This window comes from Corynebacterium ammoniagenes DSM 20306, from assembly GCF_001941425.1.
GTDB classification, from domain to species: Bacteria; Actinomycetota; Actinomycetes; order Mycobacteriales; family Mycobacteriaceae; genus Corynebacterium; species Corynebacterium ammoniagenes.
In genome coordinates this window covers 275,379-292,354 of record NZ_CP009244.1, presented here as the reverse complement: position 1 = coordinate 292,354, position 16,976 = coordinate 275,379, and the positions used below count along the sequence as shown (strand labels likewise).

Annotated in this window: 15 protein-coding genes and 1 tRNA gene; 11 read left to right on the top strand and 5 right to left on the bottom strand. The window is 55.2% G+C overall.

The annotated features are described in order from the left end of the window. The first annotated feature begins 165 nt into the window (after positions 1–165). Positions 166–1,635 (top strand): PAS domain-containing sensor histidine kinase, encoded by a 1,470-nt coding sequence (locus CAMM_RS01445; RefSeq protein ID WP_003846082.1) that lies wholly within the window; start codon positions 166–168, stop codon positions 1,633–1,635. 92 nt (positions 1,636–1,727) lie between these two features. On the opposite strand, the gene CAMM_RS01440 is transcribed toward CAMM_RS01445, so the two are convergent. After that, a complete protein-coding gene (locus tag CAMM_RS01440; RefSeq protein ID WP_003846081.1) occupies positions 1,728–2,180 on the bottom strand; it encodes a GatB/YqeY domain-containing protein in 453 nt (150 codons plus the stop codon). Positions 2,181–2,224: 44 nt separating this feature from the next. Between CAMM_RS01440 and CAMM_RS01435 the strand changes: the two genes are divergently transcribed. Together CAMM_RS01435 and CAMM_RS01430 are read left to right on the top strand one after the other, a co-directional pair. After that, the gene (locus tag CAMM_RS01435; protein WP_040354755.1) at positions 2,225–3,109 is read left to right on the top strand and encodes a metallophosphoesterase; all 885 of its coding nucleotides are present in this window, start codon (positions 2,225–2,227) and stop codon (positions 3,107–3,109) included. Positions 3,110–3,205: 96 nt separating this feature from the next. Further along, positions 3,206–3,282 (top strand) — tRNA-Pro (locus CAMM_RS01430). A gap of 21 nt (positions 3,283–3,303) precedes the next feature. Here the strand turns inward: CAMM_RS01430 and CAMM_RS01425 are convergent. Beyond that, positions 3,304–4,479, bottom strand: coding sequence for an ROK family transcriptional regulator (locus tag CAMM_RS01425; protein WP_168939461.1), 1,176 nt, complete (start codon positions 4,477–4,479; stop codon positions 3,304–3,306). 214 nt (positions 4,480–4,693) lie between these two features. Here CAMM_RS01425 and CAMM_RS01420 point away from each other — a divergent pair, with 214 nt between their 5' ends. From CAMM_RS01420 to CAMM_RS01400, 5 genes are read left to right on the top strand one after another with little or no spacing between them, the layout of a single operon-like run. Then, positions 4,694–5,878, top strand: coding sequence for an LLM class flavin-dependent oxidoreductase (locus CAMM_RS01420; RefSeq protein ID WP_003846076.1), 1,185 nt, complete (start codon positions 4,694–4,696; stop codon positions 5,876–5,878). 39 nt (positions 5,879–5,917) lie between these two features. Then, positions 5,918–6,739: an ABC transporter permease gene (locus CAMM_RS01415; RefSeq protein ID WP_003846075.1), complete on the top strand. Its 822-nt coding sequence runs from the start codon at positions 5,918–5,920 to the stop codon at positions 6,737–6,739. Positions 6,740–6,754: 15 nt separating this feature from the next. Further along, positions 6,755–7,519: an ABC transporter ATP-binding protein gene (locus tag CAMM_RS01410; RefSeq protein ID WP_003846074.1), complete on the top strand. Its 765-nt coding sequence runs from the start codon at positions 6,755–6,757 to the stop codon at positions 7,517–7,519. Continuing rightward, positions 7,516–8,457, top strand: a complete 942-nt coding sequence (locus CAMM_RS01405) for an ABC transporter substrate-binding protein (protein WP_003846073.1) — start codon at positions 7,516–7,518, stop codon at positions 8,455–8,457. Before CAMM_RS01410 ends, CAMM_RS01405 begins: the two co-directional genes overlap by 4 nt. Positions 8,458–8,484: 27 nt before the next feature. Further along, a complete protein-coding gene (locus tag CAMM_RS01400; protein WP_040354752.1) occupies positions 8,485–8,979 on the top strand; it encodes a flavin reductase family protein in 495 nt (164 codons plus the stop codon). A gap of 5 nt (positions 8,980–8,984) precedes the next feature. Here CAMM_RS01400 and CAMM_RS01395 read toward each other — a convergent pair whose 3' ends face one another. Next, positions 8,985–10,349 (bottom strand): CitMHS family transporter, encoded by a 1,365-nt coding sequence (locus CAMM_RS01395; protein WP_003846071.1) that lies wholly within the window; start codon positions 10,347–10,349, stop codon positions 8,985–8,987. A 564-nt stretch (positions 10,350–10,913) separates the two neighbouring features. Here CAMM_RS01395 and CAMM_RS01390 point away from each other — a divergent pair. Beyond that, complete coding sequence (locus tag CAMM_RS01390; protein WP_003846070.1) at positions 10,914–11,192, top strand: hypothetical protein; 279 nt, start codon at positions 10,914–10,916, stop codon at positions 11,190–11,192. A gap of 30 nt (positions 11,193–11,222) precedes the next feature. Here the strand turns inward: CAMM_RS01390 and CAMM_RS01385 are convergent, their stop codons facing one another. Beyond that, on the bottom strand, positions 11,223–12,743 hold the full coding sequence (locus CAMM_RS01385; RefSeq protein WP_003846069.1) for an MFS transporter: 1,521 nt from the start codon (positions 12,741–12,743) through the stop codon (positions 11,223–11,225). Positions 12,744–12,799: 56 nt separating this feature from the next. Beyond that, positions 12,800–14,335, bottom strand: a complete 1,536-nt coding sequence (locus tag CAMM_RS01380) for a catalase (RefSeq protein ID WP_003846068.1) — start codon at positions 14,333–14,335, stop codon at positions 12,800–12,802. A gap of 237 nt (positions 14,336–14,572) precedes the next feature. On the opposite strand from CAMM_RS01380, the gene CAMM_RS01375 reads away from it, so the two are divergent. Together CAMM_RS01375 and CAMM_RS01370 are read left to right on the top strand one after the other, a co-directional pair. Then, positions 14,573–15,118 carry an RNA polymerase sigma factor gene (locus CAMM_RS01375; RefSeq protein ID WP_040354749.1) on the top strand — a complete coding sequence of 182 codons (546 nt, stop codon included), beginning with the start codon at positions 14,573–14,575 and terminating at the stop codon, positions 15,116–15,118. Between the two features lie 302 nt (positions 15,119–15,420). Beyond that, positions 15,421–16,947, top strand: a complete 1,527-nt coding sequence (locus tag CAMM_RS01370) for a YkvI family membrane protein (protein ID WP_003846066.1) — start codon at positions 15,421–15,423, stop codon at positions 16,945–16,947. Positions 16,948–16,976 lie beyond the last annotated feature (29 nt).

The following is a 16,976-nucleotide window of genomic DNA, read 5'->3' as shown; positions in this document are numbered from 1 at the left end:
TCAACTCCAATCAATCTTGCGGTGTGTATTGCTATGCCCCAAACACTATGGCGCGGTTCACACGATGAAAATAGGAGAAAACCGGTATAACGCTAAAGGTTTCTTTACCCTCGACCGGATAACCCCTCATTCACCAGCACGTTTGAAATAACTACCATTGACTTTATGGAACCTGTTGATGAAGACTTTCGGTCGATGATTCAGCAATCCCCGACGGGAGTATTGCTGCACGAAGTTAATTCCCTGCGCATTTTGTGGGCTAATCAAACCGCGTGCGAGCTTTTCAAATACGACCTCGCAGAATTACGCTCACTCAAGGCTCACCATATGAGCTCCCAAAACGAGCGGTACCACAGAGAAGACGGGGTCGCGTGGCTGCATTCTGCAGCACTTTTTGGCTCGAGCAGCAGGCAGTGGAAGTACTTGGCGTCGGATGGCACGGAGTTTCTCACCGATGCCACAGCCACGGTTGTCCGGCTCGATGGCCAAAAGGTAATTATGGTCGAGCTGCGTCCGACTGACCATGAGATCGGCGCTGAAGAGCCCATCGACTGGGCAACGGTGTCGTTAGAGCGCATCATTTCCCATACATCGTCTGGCATTTTGGTGCTTGACGATGCAGATCGCGTGGTGCGCGCTTCGCCTTTGGCCGCCGGTCTATTCGGCAAAACCTCAGAAGACATAGTCGGAATCCATGTCCTTGAGCTTGGGAAGATGTCCCCTGAGTCAGCGGAGTTGGACTTTCAACAAAAAGACACGGATCCCAATAAGAAGATTAACTGCCGCATCAAAGTCAAAAATGCCGATAATTCCTCCCGGTGGCTCGCAGGGTATTTAGAAAACGTGGAAATTGACGACACGAATCTAAGCGTGCTGATGGTACGAGATATCACCGACCGCATCGAAGCAGAAGAACACGTTGCAGCTCAAAGAACCCAGTTAGAGTACCTCAGCAGGTATAATGCGATGGGTGACATGGCATTACTTCTCGCCCATGATCTGGGACAACCGCTGGCGGCGTCACTGAACTTTTTAAGCGGCGTGAAGACACGCATTAATGACCCCCATGTTGAAGCAGATACATTGAGCTACGGCATTGAGATGATCGAAAAACAACTCAACCGTGCCTCCGAGATTGTCTCTTCAGCAAAGCGCTACGTGCGGCGCATTGAATCAACCACCGCAACTTTTAACCTGCTCGACGCAGTAAAGGAATCTCTATACTTTGTTCGGCTGCGAGCCACAGAATTCGACGTACCTGTCAAAGTAGAGCTGGGAAACCAGCCACTTCTTCTCGAAGGGGAGCAGGTACTTATCGGTCAGGTCATTATCAATCTCTGCATGAACGCCATCGATGAAATCAAAGACTCAGACAACAATAAAGAACTCCACGTCACCCTCCGGGACGACGGCGGTTTAGCATCGCTTTCGATCGCAGATCAAGGACGCGGTATGAAAGAGCACCCAGCCGATCGTTTAGCTTTAGGGGCTTTTAGCAGCAAAGAAGATGGCTCAGGCATTGGTCTTATTATCTCGGAACAAATTGCACAGCGCCATGGCGGCACGATTCAGTTCACCCCGAATGAACCGCAAGGCACGATCGCCACACTCACGTTGCCGCTAAAGTCGGATTAACCCCGTGCGCACAACCTGCTAGATACAGAAATGGGTCGGATGCGCAGTGCATCCGACCCTCACCCGAAGAGTCTTACTCTTAAAACTAGGGGCTACTTGCTGAGCTTGGCTTTAACGGCATCAGAAAGGCGCTTGCCGTCAACGGCACCGGCTGCCTTTTCGGAGGCAATTTTCATGACTTGGCCCATCTGCGCCATGGAATCGGCGCCGACTTCGGCGATGGAATCATCGACAAGCTTGTCCACCTCGGCATCATCAAGCTGTGCTGGCTGGTAGGCCTCGAAATAAGGCACCTCCGACAGCTCAGCTTCTGCCAGCTCCGGACGGCCATTATCGGCGTACATCTGAGCAGATTCGCGGCGCTTTTTAATCTCGCGCGCGATGACTTTCAGCACGTCTTCATCGGTGATTTCATGGCGAGCACCAGTGGTTTCTTCTGCCTGGATGGCGGCGAGAAGTGCACGGATTGCTCCAATGCGCTCTTTTTCTTTTGCCTTCATGGAGGTCTTCAGGTCGGCACGGATCGTTTCTTTTAACTGACTCATAGTTTCCTAATTTACCCCTGTAGGCTGGTTGCGTGAAGAAAATAGTGCCAATACTCCTAACTCCAGCTCTCGCGGGCCTTGCCACCTTGGCGTGGGGCTACTCCGAATTGACCAAATTCGAGCTCAAGGAAGTAACAGTGCCACTTCTCAAACCAGGCACTTTGCGCGGTGAGAAGGATTTTAAGATTCTCCACGTCTCCGACCTGCACATGATTCCAGGTCAAGAAAAAAAGATTGAGTGGGTTTCAGCACTTGATGAACTTGAACCGGATCTGGTCATTAACACCGGCGATAATCTCTCTGATGTCGCCGCTGTGCCCGATGTGCTGCGCGCCCTGGGCCCACTGTTAAAGCGTCCCGGTCTTTTTGTCTTCGGCACCAATGATTATTGGGCCCCGCGTCCGGTGAACCCTTTCAAGTATCTGTTTGGTACAAAGCGCGAGCCATCGTATGTGGATCTGCCCTGGCGCGGCATGCGGGCTGCCTTTATGGAACATGGTTGGCGCAATGCCACCCAAGCAAGCCATGAATTCCAAGTTGGAAACGTGCGTCTTGCCGTTGCTGGTGTCGACGACCCGCACCATGACCTGGATGACTATGCCGATATTGCCGGTGCCCCGAATCCGGATTCGGATTTAGCGATTGCACTATTACATAGCCCGGAACCACGCGTGCTGGAGCAATTTGCTGACGATGGCTACCAGCTATCACTGTCCGGCCATACCCACGGCGGGCAGATCTGCTTGCCTGGCTCGAAAGCTTTAGTGACCAATTCTGGTATCGACCGCAAGCGCGTGCAGGGACTCCATGATTTCGGCCCCATGAAAATGCACGTGTCGAATGGCCTGGGCACCTCGAAGTTTGCGCCCGTGCGTATCTTTTGCCGACCATCGGCAACGCTGCTGCGCATTACCGAAACGTCGCAATAAGCACACCGTTGCACCCCCAAATTCGTGGCCGGTGATTTGGGGGTCGCCCCGGGTGCGGCGTTATAGTTGATAGGCAGCACAGTGCATTGTGCTTTCCGGGATATGGCGCAGGTTGGTAGCGCGCGTCGTTCGGGACGACGAGGTCGCAGGTTCAAATCCTGTTATCCCGACCAATTTTTCTAAGCTCACAGCACTTAGGTGAGCAGGGGATCCGCCCAGAGTGGGTACACACCAGTGAGGCGAGCCGCATCGCGGGTCACTGCAGGCCCAGCCAAGCTGATGCGCAACTGGCTGGTTGCCCGGCGCGCACGTACCTGAGACACGATGTTGCGTAGCCCTACTCTGTCGATAACAAATGCTTCACCAGCTAAGACCAGCGCCGCTGGATCCACGATGTCGAGCACCAGGGTAAGGGCATCAACTAAGAGCTCGTTGCGGGCATCGATAAATCGTCGCGCGGCCGGATTAGTCTTGGAAACGTGCACGAGATCGCGGTACGAGTGCGCTTTAATCCCGGCCTGCCGTGCTGCGGCAACAGTAGCCAAACCGCTTAGCGGATGTACTTCTTCATGTTCAAGACCCGTGCCGCGGGCTAGATCATGAAATGCAGTGGTGGTAGAGCCGGAATGCGGACGATGCACCGCCCCGTTGACTATCCAGGCGTGGTTCACCACTTCACGGGCATAGAAATACAGCGTCGATCCGGGATCCTCACCGTTGAGCGGGGCGCTAAGCAGTTCTTGTGCAGCCATCGCGGCAGCACCAGACCCCACATGGACGGGGTGGCCCAGGCGGTAACTTAGCTCAGCGGCAATATCTACCTCGTCCCAGTTGTACTCGGGGGAGGTAACGATGCCGTTGCGGTCAATATGCGCTGACACCGCTGCCCCCACGCTAACCGGCGCCGGCAGACCTTCGCCCATCTCACGTAAGTGATGTGCAATATGGTCAAGCACCTCGGCCATTGGTGTAAGTGCCACGGGGATATTGAGTTCGTGTTCACGGATCAGGCGGCCTGCACCGTCGTTGATGGTCAGCACGGTGGTACGAACGCCCACGTGAATCCCCCATGTCACCATGTGGCGGCCATCAAGACCCAAAGTGGCGTGCGGGCGTCCAACGCGTTCACCATCGTGAGTGACTTCGCGTTCTTCGACAAGGCCGGCATCAATCAGCGCGCGTACATGCCGCGTCACGCTGGGCTGAGACATTCCCAGGGTCTTACGCAACATGCCGCGGGTCGGTGATTTCAGTGTGCGCACTTGATGCAGAACTCGGGCAGGTGAATTAGCCGGAAGCTGAAAATGCAGCGAACCGGAGGGCAAAAGGCACGCCGAATTGCTCACTGAGGCTTTCTGGACGACTGTCATAGCTAAAATAATAGACATATCTGTCTATGAATTTCGGCTTAACCTTTCATACTTCAGCTGTTTTTCATTATATATGCTTCTCAACATATATACCGATCTGTCTAATTGGCGTGAATATAACACGTCAAATGCCCAAATTTTCCACACAAGGAGTTCAATTCACGATGGATTAAATCGTAGCCAACAGACTGCATAGTCTGTTTATCTTCTTGCCATGACATTGACATTTCACTGGTTCCTTCCCACATCCGGAGATTCACGAGGCATCGTTGGCGGCGGCCACGGTTCAGCCATTCACTCCGGATCCCGCACGCTCGATCTTCGCTATCTCAAACAATTGGCTCTCGCAGCCGAGACCAACGGCTTTGAATCCGTCCTCACTCCCACCGGCGCATGGTGTGAAGATGCCTGGCTTACCGATGCCGCTTTGATTGACTCCACGGAGCGTTTGAAGTTCCTGGTTGCTTTGCGTCCCGGACTGGTCTCCCCGACCTTGTCCGCGCAGATGGCCGCCACCTTCCAGCGTCACTCCGAAGGCCGTTTGCTCATCAACGTCGTCACCGGCGGTGAAGACCGTGAGCAGCGTACATATGGTGACTCTTTGGATAAGGCGCAGCGTTATGAGCGTTGCGCGGAGTTTCTCGACATCATCGGCAAGCTGTGGCGCGGTGAGAACGTCACCCACCATGGCAAGCACTTGCAGGTCGACAATGCGGTGCTGAACAACCCGCCGGAGGTTATCCCGCCGATCTACTTTGGTGGTTCGTCGCAACCGGCCGGCGATGTTGCCGCGCGCTTTGCCGATACTTACCTGACCTGGGGCGAGCCGCCCACAGCCGTCGCCGAAAAGCTCAACTGGATCAACACCTTGGCCAGCGAGTACTCCCGTAGCCCGGAACATGGCATTCGGTTCCATGTCATCGCACGCGATACCTCTGCTGAAGCTTGGGCAGTGGCAGGAAAGCTTCTCGATGGCATCACTCCAGAAAAAGTAGACGCCGCCCAAGCAGGCCTTGCGTCTTCCCAGTCGGAGGGACAACGCCGGATGTCTGCTCTTCACGGTCGCGGTACCGGTTTTACGCATGACACCACCGCGCGTGACTTGGAAATCTACCCCAACCTCTGGGCTGGCGTGGGCCTTATCCGCGGTGGTGCCGGCACTGCTTTGGTCGGCTCTTATGCCGAGGTTGCAGACCGCATCATCGAATACTCCAACCTGGGCCTTTCACACTTTATTTTCTCTGGCTACCCCGACCTGGAAGAAGCCTTCCACTTTGGCGAAGGAGTCGTCCCCCACCTGCTAGCACGTGGTATTGACGTCAAAATCCACACTCGCCCAGCCGCTACTTCTCATGCTGACTGCACACCATTTATCCCGCACGCAGTTTCCGCCCAGTAGTGGGTACAGCCGCCCGCGCATTCTTCGAATGGAATTCCAATGACACTGACAACCAATACTCTCCCCCAATCGCCCACTGTTCCCCCAGTTCAGAAATACTCCAAATCCTTCAAAGCTCCGAGAATCTCCGGACGCATAATCTCTCCCATCATCGCGGTGTTGCTGTGGCAACTGCTAAGCGTTGTGGGATTGCTTCCGGAAAGGATCCTTCCCGCGCCTACCGCGATTATCACTGCTGGCTGGGAAGTCTTAACAGACGGCACGCTCGCCATCGCCCTTGCTACCTCCGGCCAGCGCGTGATTACAGGTTTCCTCATCGGCGTGGTCGCGGGCATCGGACTGGGATTGCTCGTCGGAATGTCGTCACTTTTCGACGCCGCGCTCGACCCGCTTCTCCAAGCACTTCGTGCACTTCCCCACTTAGGTCTTGTCCCGCTGTTTATCATCTGGTTCGGCATCGGCGAGCTGCCCAAGGTATTGCTCATTGCACTGGGCGTGCTCTTCCCGCTGTATCTCAACACCGCCTCTGGGTTTCGGCAGGCAGACCCGAAGCTTCTTGAAACCGCCCGGGTATTGGGATTTAGCTTTAGCCAGCGTGTCCGCAAAGTCATCGTCCCCGGCGCTGCACCGGCACTATTCGTCGGTCTGCGCCAGGCATCTGCTTCTGCCTGGTTGACGTTAATCGTCGCCGAACAAGTCAACGCTAGTCAGGGCCTTGGGTTCATGATCAACAACGCGCGCGACTTCTACCGCACCGACGTCGTCATCTTCGGTCTCATCATCTACGCCACCCTCGGTCTACTCACTGACGCACTGATTCGCCGGTGGGAACAGCATGTCTTTCGCTACCGCGTCCACTGAGAAAGGGAATTCACCATGACCACTCAATTACAGCAACATATCGACACCCCCGAATCAACATCCGCCTCTACCACCGCTGCTGCCCATGTGCAGGGATTAGGTAAATCCTTTGGCCACCGCGAGGTCCTCACCAACATCAACCTGTCTATCCAGCGTGGTGAAGTCGTGGCACTGATTGGCCGTTCGGGTTCTGGAAAATCCACGATATTGAAGGTTCTAGCTGGGCTCATCCCGGATCATTCGGGCTCGGTGAAGGTCGCAGGCTATCCGGCTGTAGCTTTCCAGGAACCCCGGCTATTTCCATGGCTATCAGTCATAGACAACGTCGCGGCAGGGCTCAACAGGTCAGATATCTCCGGCCAGCAAGCCCGCGAGCACGCTTCCGCACTATTAAAGGAAGTCGGCTTGGAAGAGTTTGAATCCTCCTGGCCAGAAACGCTCAGTGGCGGCCAGTCACAGCGGGTGTCTTTGGCCCGGGCGCTGATTAGCAACCCGGAACTCCTGCTCCTAGATGAGCCCTTTGGTGCCCTCGATGCACTGACCCGCATTACGGCCCAGCAACTGCTGTTGGACACAGCCGCTTCACGAAACTTCGGGGTTTTGCTCGTCACCCACGATGTTGCCGAAGCAGTCGCGTTGGCCGATCGTGTGATTTTGCTGGAAGACGGACATATCTCCCATGAAATCACCATTGAACTTCCCAAGCCGCGCGAGCGCAACAACCCACAATTTGCCCGCTATACCGCCCAACTCCTCCGTCTTTTGAAGGTCACCTCATGAACAAGATTCTAAAACCACTATCTATCACCGCTATCGCAAGTCTTGTGGCCACATCATTGGTGGCATGCTCTCCAGCCGGGGCACAAGATATCACGCTGCAAGTCGGCGACCAGATCGCCGGCACGGAGAAAATTCTCACCGCCGCAGGTGAGCTGGATGATCTCCCCTATGACATCACGTGGTCCACGTTTACTTCTGGTCCGCCACAGATTGAAGCGCTGAATGCGGGACAAATTGATTTCGCCATTACGGGTAATACGCCACCGATTGTTGGCGGGCTAACAGATACCAAGGTCATCTCGGCGTATAGCAACGAGGCGAAAGGCGATGCCATCCTCATTCCGCAGGGTTCAGACATTAAATCCGTTGCGGATCTGAAAGGAAAAAGTGTGGCGGTGGCGCGCGGTTCCAGCGCGCATGGTCACCTCACCTTGCAGTTAGAAAAGGCCGGGGTAGATCCAGGGGATCTGGATATTAATTTCTTGCAGCCTTCAGATTCCAAGAGTGCTTTCGAGTCCGGCCAGGTTGATGCCTGGGCGGTGTGGGATCCGTATACCGCCATCGCGGAGGTCGGCGGGGCCGTGCCGTTGATTACCGCCGAAGGAGTCTCCAATGGCTATGGCTTTGGTGTCGCTAGCGATAAAGCGCTTGCCGATGACCCTCGCGCCGAAGCTATCGATGACCTCCTAGGGCGCATCGACCGCGCGTATCAGTGGACGAAGGATAATCCGGAGGAATGGGCGAAGATTTTCGCGGAAGAAACCGGCACTGAGAAAGCGGCCGCGGAGATTAATGCGCGCAGCACGCGGCTTCCCATCGCGCTGGATCAAACAGTCATTGATTCCCAAAATGACCTCATCGGCGCCTTTGAACGCGCGGGTGTTCTACCAGAAAGCTTCGACTTCGCAGACCAAGTCGATGTCCCCTTCGAAGATTAAAATCCCACCTCAAACGAAGGAAAGATCATGCCTACTACTTTTTCACCTGTTGCACTTCGCCCAATTCACGCGCAGGCTCCCACCCCAATTACGGCGGTCGCAGGGCTTGTCGATGGCAAACCGACCTCCATGATCGTCGCCTCTTTCATCGGGCTGAGCCTGGATCCTCCGCTCGTCGGTGTTTCCATCCAGGACACCTCGACGACGTGGCCGCGCCTGCGCCAAGCGGGTTCCATTGGGATTTCTGCACTCGCCGCCGAACACGCGGGCATCATCCGCCAGCTCGCTGGTCCAGCAGACAAGCGCTTCGATGGGGTGTCGTGGTCAAGTAATGACACCGCAGTGCTTCTCGATGGCGCCACCGCCACCTTTACCACCCGCCTAGTCGAGGAAATTACCACCGGCGACCACACCCTCGCTGTCTTGGAAGTCCTCGATGCCACCAGCCACGCGGAACAAATACCGCTGGTCTTTCACAATTCCCAGTTCCAACCTCACCAAGTGGGACCACACAAGGTGTGAGGCTTTTAGACGAGCATTCCGGTGAAGAATGCCACGAGCACCATCGCGATGGATAAAATCCACGCGATGGGGAACGCCAGCTTGAGGTACTTACCCATCTGCGCGCCCGCAAGTCCCAGCGCCAGCCACAGTGCTGGCGAGAATGGGGAGACAAAGGTACCAATCACGTTGCCGATAATCAGCGCGGAGGCTGCGCCCAAGCCGGTGACGTCGTAGGAGACCACGGTTTCTTGAACAATCGGCAGGACCGAGAAGTAATAAGCATCCGTAGATGTCAGCAGGTCGAGTGGAACACCGAGCAGACCGACGATCAGGTGCAGGTACGGACCAACGGCCGCTGGCAAAACGGAGACCAGCATGAGCGCGATTTCTTCCAGCATTCCTGACTCATTAAGAACGCCCAGGAACATGGCGGCAGCCAAGATGACACCAGCCATAGACAGCGCGTTTGGTGCGTGGCGCTTGAGCGCCTCGGACTGGTCGCCCGCAGTTTTGAAGTTAACCACCAGCGCAATAGTGGTGGCGATCAGGAAGGCAGGTGCCGGCGGCAACAAGCCAGACAGCAAGCTGACTAGGACGGCGAGTGCCAGCACGATGTTGACGAAGGTAATCGCGCGGCCCTTGCGGAAGTGGTAGGCGCCTTCTTCTTGCTCTTTTTCTTGAGCCTTTTGGAAATCCGCAGCCAGGGCTGCCACATCGACTTCACTGCTGCCCTGGAATTCACCGGCTGCATGCAGCTTTGCGATGCGACGCTTTTCCGACCAGCCCAAAATCAACGCAATACTGAAGACTAGAACCGCTGCAACCGCCTGAATGGGAATCAGGTGCTTCCAAATATCATTAGGGTCTTGTGCAATGACTGTGCCGGCGCGGCCCAAAGGACCTGCCCACGGAACCATGTTCATGACGGAGGCGGCCATAGCCACGATTGTCAGCAGCACATAGCGCGACATATTCATGGCCTTATACAGCGGCAAGAGCGCGGGAATGGTCAGCAAGAAGGTCGTCGAGCCCGAACCATCCAAGTGAGCGACAATACCGATGGCTGCGGTACCGAGCGTTACGAGCATGACATTGCCGCGGGTAGCGACAATGAGTGCTTTAATCACCGGGGTAAATAGCCCAATATCTTGCAAAATACCGAAGAAGATAATCGCAAAGATGAACATCACCACGACGCTCATCACGGACCCAAGGCCGCTTTCATAGAAATCCGCGAGGTCTTCAAACCCATATCCCAATAGGAAGACGCCGACTGCAGGGACAAGCGTCATGGGGATAATCGGGTTGGTTTTACCACGGATCAAGATTCCGACGGTGACGCCAATAATGAGCAGACCCATGATGGTCAGACCCAAGGGAGTTTGCATACTACATTTCCATTCACACTGTTGGCACTATCACAGCGTCAACTTACGCATTGTGTGCGCAGAAATGAAATGCAAAAGCGGTGCATAAGGTCACAATACCGGGCTTGCCACATCACATCCCGGCAATATTTGACAAATAGGAAACAAACTAGTGATCTTCACATATTTTGCGAATATGCTGCGCAAGACTTTGCGGCGTTCCGCCAGACGCACAAGCGCCAGCACGACCCCCGAGATTTTTATCTAGCCCGATCTCCCCCGACTGTAATGTTGCTTACACGTCACGTTTTGCACCAGGTGCTTCACGGATAAAACAGGGAAACGGCGCCGCATCCCTACAGCTGCGGCGCCGCCCTATTCCCTATCACTCACAACGGATTGGAGAAACCGTCAGTCCGCCCCCTAAGCGGACTACGTGAGCACTGCCCACAGTAGCACCTCAAAAAATCTCAAGTCCAACCTATAGCACCGTTCACAGGAACCTATTATTTAATTGCAAACATTTCGACGCTTATCCACAGTTCCAGTCAAGGCCGCATCACACACATACTATGGTGGAAGGCGATGATTACCTTTGATGAAGCTGTAGAAAAAGTCTTTCACCACCGCGGACCGCTGGCAGGCGCGGCAGAGACGGAGACGCATTGGCTCTTTAGCGCCAGCCGCCCGGATAATTCCATTGGCCCGACACTGGTCAACCGCGAAACGGGCGAGATTGAACAGTATGACACCAACCCTAAAAACTGGCGCCCAGTGTTAAAGCAGTTCCGCGCGCAAGAGCCTAAACAGATGCCTATCCCGGAAGAGTTCTACGAAGAACCAGAGCACATTAAAGCTCCGTAATGCACACTTCTGGCTTAACTCGTCAGCGAATTAAGCCGTTGAGACTGCTGATTCTTCGTAATCGGAGTCATCGGCGGCGTCATCGTCAAGCGAATCCGCAAATTGTTGCTGTGGCCGGTGATTAAGCCCTACGACAATAAATCCGAGGATGACGATGGCTGCGAGTACCACTGCTGAGGTCCACAGCATGGTGGTGCTGCCGTCATTGCCGGCGGAGATGAGCCCGGTGGTTGCCCAGTTCAATGGCGTCAAGTTCGCCAGAACTTGCCACACGGTGCCGATTTCACCGGTGGTTGCGGTCTTCCATACGTAGCCGACGATCCCAAGTTGCACGATGCCCGCGATAGCCGTGGTGATAATCCCCGGTGTCGTGCTCATCCGTCCCAACACCGCGCGGGTGATCACAGTGGACGCAAGTGAAGCCAAGGCCATCAGACCCGCGCCAATGAATACGCCCAGCGGGGTAATAGAGCTAGCCAGAATCCACAGCAACATCGTGCCTGCAACAACCAGACCAAGTGTGCCGACTACCAAGGTAATAACTGGCCGGCCAATACGGTTGATGCCCAGCCAGCCCAGTGCCGCGCCGCCTAACATGACAAGTGCTGCCAACAACATGGCCACCACGGGGCTTAATGCACCGGTGGTGTCTTCTTCGGCAGCTGCAAGCTCTGGGTCAACTTCTCCAGTGCCCGATCCTGCAGCTGGAGCCTGCACGGCTGGCAAGGCGCGTTGAACGGCATCGGCTTTTGTCTTATTAAGATCGGCCATGGACTTGACGCGGTCAGCACCATCGGCAAGCTCTTGCGACCCGCCAGTCAGGGCACCAGTGCCGGACTGCAATTCTTGTAAGCCAGCGAGCAATTGCTTGCTGCCTTCGGTCGCCGAGTAGATGCCATCGTGATAGGCGTAGCCCGGTACATCCAATTGATTGGACAGCTCGCGGGAGCCTTGCTGCAGTTCATTAAGCGGGTCGGTGACTTCGGCGTCCACGTCGAAGCCTTCTAACTGGCTTTTGATATCGGCAATGGCGCTGCGAATTTCTTTGGCTTCCTTGCCCTTAACGCCCTTGAGGTCGTCTTCTGCGGACTCGACTGCTTTAACCAGCTGTCCTTGCATAGCCCCTAAGCCCACGACTTGGCCGACTGCGGCATCGACGGCGTTGGCAAGCTCCGTGGCGCCATCGCCAAGCTGACCCGTACCTGCTTGCAGCTCGGTCATGCCATTAGTCAGCGCTTGCGCGCCTTCGACTAATTGATCAACACCAGGGCCTAATTCATCGGCGCCTTCACGAAGCTCGGTGGTGCCATCGGCAAGCTGCTCGGCGCCAGAGACTAAAAAGCCGGCTTGGGATTGTGCCTCGCCCGCAGCCCGGCGGGCGTTGACGATATCTTCCGCTGATACTTGATCGGCAGGCGCGCCGGTGGTGTCATCGCCGCTCGACCACGCCTGGGATGGTTCCCAAGACGAGGAAAACGCGAAGACCGCGCCCACAATAATGGGCACGGTCAAAAGCAAAGACCATAAAGCGCGGATGGTACGAGAAGTCATATCGAAAACTTATCGACCACCAGCGCCTTAGTGGTCAAGGCGCACCGAGGGTGCTGCTACTTCTTGGAAGCAAACAGCTCACGAACGCGAGCGCCGAGGTTTTCATCAACGTTGGTCCAGTACTCGTAGACCTGTTCCTCAACCTGCTCGGAGATGCCAGCCATTGCGTTGGTGATGTTGTCAGCCAAACGCTCCTTCTCGTCATCATTCATGACCTCGCGGTACAAGATGCCAGGCTGGATGAAGTCATCATCATCCTGGTGCTTGACGTAAGGTGCACGAACCAAGTCAGTGCCGTGTGGATCTGGGTTGACGTAAAGATCCGCTGCCTGGCCATTAGGCTGCGCAGAGGTCTCGCCATCATCCAAGAAGCCAGCGCCCTTGGAGTAACGGTTCGGGGAGTAAACAGGGTCATCCTCGTTGTTGAACAGGAAGGACATGGAACCCTCGTGCTCATAGGTGTTGACCTTGTCTGCGTTCAGCGGCTGGTTCACTGGCAGCTGCTTGTAGTTCGCACCGATGCGGTAGCGCTGCTGGTCAGCGTATGCGAAAGCACGTGCCTGCAGCATACGGTCTGGGGACAGGCCAACGCCTGGAACCAAGTTGGATGGATCCAGTGCAACCTGCTCAATCTGTGCAAAGAAGTTGCGTGGGTTGCGGTTCAGAACGAAGTAGCCCACGTCGTGCAGTGGGTAATCCTTCTGGGACCAGGTCTTGGTCAGATCGAATGGGTTCCAGCGGTAGTTTTCTGCATCCTCGAAAGGCATGATCTGGACCTTAACGTCCCAGATTGGGTAGTCGCCCTGCTCAATCGCGTTGTACAGATCTTCGCGGTGGTAGTCCGCATTCTTACCAGCCATCTCCGCTGCCTCAGCATCGGTGAAGGTCTCCCAGCCCTGACGGGTCTTGAAGTGGTACTTGATCCAGACTGGCTTGCCCTCTTCGTTGACCCACTGGAAGGTGTGGGAGCCGAAGCCGTCCTGGTGACGGGAGGTCTTAGGGGTACCGCGGTCGCCCATCAGGTAGGTCACCTGGTGTGCGGACTCTGGGGAACGAGTCCAGAAATCCCACTGCATATCGGAGTTACGCAGGCCGTTGCGGCCAAGACGCTTCTGGGAGTGGATGAAGTCTGGGAACTTAATGCCATCACGCAGGAAGAAGGTTGGGGTGTTGTTACCCACGATGTCGTAGTTGCCATCTTCGGTGTAGAAGCGCAGTGCGAAACCGTGAACGTCACGCCAGGTATCTGGGGAGCCCTGCTCACCAGCAACCGTGGAGAAACGAACCATCATTGGGGTGACGGTGTCCTTCTGGAACAGCTTTGCCTTGGTGAACTCGGAAACGTCTTCCGTAATGTGCAGTTCACCGAATGCACCGTGTCCCTTTGCGTGAGGGGTGCGCTCTGGCACACGCTCACGGTTGAAGTGGGCCAGCTTTTCGATCAGGTGGATATCGTCGAGGACGGTTGGTCCCTGTGGACCAGCAGTGATCGAGGTGTTTTCAGAAGGGACAGGCTGGCCGGATGGACGGGTGGAATTGCCCTGTCCAGCGACGCGCTCGCCCTTTTTCAGTACTTCATCAGCAGCAGACATAGATGCTCCTATGCAGTCAGATTGGTTGTCAATGGGTGACTACGATTCTACGCACGTTTATAAACTTCGGCAAACAATAATTAGAGATTTATACGTTTTACCCAATATTGGCGCAGTCGATTGAGAAGTTCTCCATATCACCCCAGATAAGCATGGATGATCTGCATCATCTCGGCGACTTTTAACGGAAATACCACCATAAGAATGACCCCCAATACGGCTGGTAGATTGAGATGGGTGAATTCCAAACATGGGCGCGATGATGCGCGAGTTACCGAGCTGGCTCTCCAAGCCGGCCGCGGTGATCGCAAAGCGCTCACGGAATTCATCCGCGCCACCCAAGACGATGTCTGGAGGCTTTTAGTCCACCTCGGTGGCCCTGAAATCGCCGACGATCTGACCCAAGAAACCTATTTGCGGGTGATCAGCGCACTCCCGCGCTTCGCGGCACGCTCTTCTGCACGTACCTGGCTGCTATCTTTAGCCCGGCGCGTGTGGGTAGATAACATCCGGCATGACATGGCCCGGCCACGCAAGTCCGCTACCGAATATGAAGAGGCAACAGCAGATTCTGCCTCTCCGGAAAACTCCACCGCCTGGGCCGAATGGATTGATGCCCGCGCCTTGATTGATGCCTTACCCGAAGACCGCCGTGAAGCACTCATCCTCACTCAGGTGCTGGGATACACCTATGAAGAAGCCGCAAAAATCTCCGGCGTTCGTGTCGGCACCATTCGCTCCCGCGTCTCCCGCGCGCGCAAAGACCTCATTGAGGGTGCCTGATTGAGCTGAAACGTCAATCGTTACGAAACATTGACACTTCGCCGTTTCTTCATATCTAGCTGGCTGTTTCTTCAAAGCTCCTCGCCGAATCTGTGTTTTTCATTAGTTTCTTTAATGACACACATCACCCAAGCCTTGTAAATTGAGACTCTTGTACCGCTTCTTACCCGGAAGCGCGTTATTTTTCGCATTGCACAATTGCCGGCTACAAGCCGACCGCGAAACGTCAAAAGCAGCCCTGTGTGCTGCGCGTTTTTGGCGTTTGGCGTGAGATAAATTAATCGATTTGGAGTTGTCTTCCTATGATTAAACGCGCATTGGGTATTTCCATGGCGTTTGTTGGTGTCCTCGTGGGCGCCGGTTTTGCTTCCGGTCAGGAAGCAATGCAGTATTTTGTTTCTTTCGGTGAGATGGGTCTGTGGGGCGTTTTAGTCGCTGCCGCGCTGACCACCATCACCGGTATCGCCGTATTGCAGCTTGGTTCTTATTTCCAAGCCAATGAACACACCGCGGTCTATGACCGGGTTTCTGGTCCAATTACCTCCAAGATTTTGGATATCGGCACCCTCGTTACGCTGTTTAGCATTGGTTTCGTCATGTTCGCGGGCGCAGGTTCCAACTTGGCGCAGCAATTCGACGGCCTGCCACTGTGGGTCGGCGCCTTGCTCATGTTAGTGCTCGTGCTTGCCACCGGTCTTTTGGACGTGGATAAAGTCACGACGGTCATTGGCACCATCACGCCGTTCATCATTGTTTTGATCGTCGGTGTTACCGGCTACACGCTGTTGACCACTGACTTAGATATGTCCGCCGCGCATGACTACGCCGTCAACAATGTTGACGGTCCACTGCCCAACTGGTGGCTGTCCGCGATGAACTACACCGGTTTGAACATCATGTGTGCGGTCTCGATGGCCATTGTCATCGGCGGCAATATCTTAGATAACCGCGCCGTCGGCCTCGGCGGTGTGCTGGGCGGACTGACCACGCTGCTGCTTTTGGCGCTGTTGGTTACTTCCCTATTCTTCGTCGCACCTGAAGTTAACGGCACCGACCTTCCCGTCCTGGCTCTAATCAACGGAATTAACCCTGCGTTGGGCTACGTGATGACCTTTGCCATCTACGGCATGATCTTCAATACTGCGGTGGGCATGTTCTACGCGATGGCCAAGCGCCTTACCCGCGATAAGCCACAGCTGTTTTACACCGTATATGTCATTGCCTGTGGCATCGGCTTTGTCTTGTCCTTCGTTGGATTCCAGGCACTGGTGTCCAATGTCTATCCCATCTTGGGCTACATCGGCATCTTGATGATCTTCGTGATGTCGTTCGCGTGGATTAAAAACCGCGGACAGGTCAAGACCGAAACAGACCGCCGCCTGCGCGCTCGCAAACTGATTTCTCGTCGATTGGATCCGCGCAAGCGCTTTACCAAGAAAAATGAGCGCGAGCTCGCGGCGCTAGCCGATGCATCCAATATGGACACCCCGGAATTCGTGGAAGTTGTCTCCGATGAAGTCTTAGATGAACTCGAAGCAGACGCAGAGCTGGATGACTTCGACCGCGAAGACCCCGCTCCGTCGGTCACCTACGTCCAGCACACAAAACCGCAAGTACCAGAAGCAGATGACGACGTAGCTGAAGCTGGCGCTGCTGCGGCTAACGATGCGCATGCTGGCGATGCAATCGCGGGCGATGCCAACGCAAGCGATATCGCGGCCGCAGATAAGCCGGCTGAAGAATCAGGCGGTGTATCCAATGCGTCTCCTGCGTCGTCCACCGATCCTGATCTCGACTTCGATGGCACGGATAATCTGACGGTCAAATAGACCAGAGAGCAGCTGTCGCTGAGAAGAAA